General features: G+C 61.2%; 2 protein-coding genes. One reads left to right on the forward strand and one right to left on the reverse strand.

From position 1 onward, the window contains the following. Nucleotides 1-804: DUF3800 domain-containing protein (locus EN780_RS35005; RefSeq protein ID WP_133372898.1), on the reverse strand; the 804-nt coding region annotated here is incomplete at its 3' end. Between the two features lie 9 nt (nucleotides 805-813). Here EN780_RS35005 and EN780_RS39900 point away from each other — a divergent pair. Continuing rightward, nucleotides 814-1,032 (forward strand): hypothetical protein (locus EN780_RS39900; RefSeq protein ID WP_210215087.1); only part of this gene is annotated, 219 nt, incomplete at its 3' end.

Below are 1,032 nucleotides of genomic sequence, written 5' to 3' on the forward strand. Positions count from 1 at the left end.
ATCCGATGGCCAAGGGCGGATATGACCCGTCCTACCGGCCCTATAGGGCCGGTAGGACGGGTCATATCCGCCCTTGGCCATCGGATAGAGGTAGAGATCGGCGATCTGCAGCATCGGTGTGGCTTTGGTCCTGCCGCGGGGCTCACCTCGCACGATGTCCTTGAACTCTTCTGCGGTCAACGACCCGTAGCCGGCCGAGTTGGCGCCGTCGAACGGCATGCCCTGCGTCTTCAGGATGCGCATATAGGCCACCAGATCACGGTCCTCCGCCTTGCCGGCACGTTCGAAGAACACGCGCAGCTTGCAGTCCTGGCTGCGGGCGTATTTAGCGGCGCGCTCGATCAGGATGCAGTAGGCGGTCTTGCACATGAACCAAAGTTGATCCTGATACCGGTCGCGGTAGCGGGCCACATAGCCCGGGCGGTCGATGACTGCGGCAATCCCAATGACGGGCAGGGAGAGCAGCATCCGTTCCAGGTCACCCAGGAACTCGTAGGCAGCCTCAGGCTTCTTCAGCCAGCCGAAGTCGCCGCGCCCGCCCCTGATCGCCCAGGAGTGTAGGGGGTACGTTATGCCGTGTTGCTGGCAAAAGGCCTTGTGGCGACTGTAGAGCTCATCGACATCTTCCTCGTTGATGAGGATCCCGCCGAGGGCGAAATAATCCATCTCGTCGCGGCGCTTCTCTTTTGGCTCTCGGTCCGGCTCTCGGCTGCCGCTGTCATCGAGGTAGAGGTGGATTTCGCGGTCTGTCACGGGCAGGCTTTCATTGCCCGCACAGCTTGGCTCAAAAACCGGAGGCTGCATAGCAATCTGATGACCCGGCCGGGCGAGGGGGTTCAGCGCGGCGGCTTCTTGGCGTTGCGTTCCGCCTTTGACGGATCATCCGTAACAAAGGGCAGCTTGCCCTCGTTCCCAAACCCGATATCCAGTTTAGATTCGCCTTTCTCAATCGGGGATGGACGCGGATGCTTCTATGGCCAACACATCCAAGCCCGCGATCTCCTGCATCACCTTGCCGGCGATGCCCTGCAG

It is taken from the genome of Mesorhizobium sp. M4B.F.Ca.ET.089.01.1.1, assembly GCF_004022605.1.
Classification (GTDB): domain Bacteria; phylum Pseudomonadota; class Alphaproteobacteria; order Rhizobiales; family Rhizobiaceae; genus Mesorhizobium; species Mesorhizobium abyssinicae.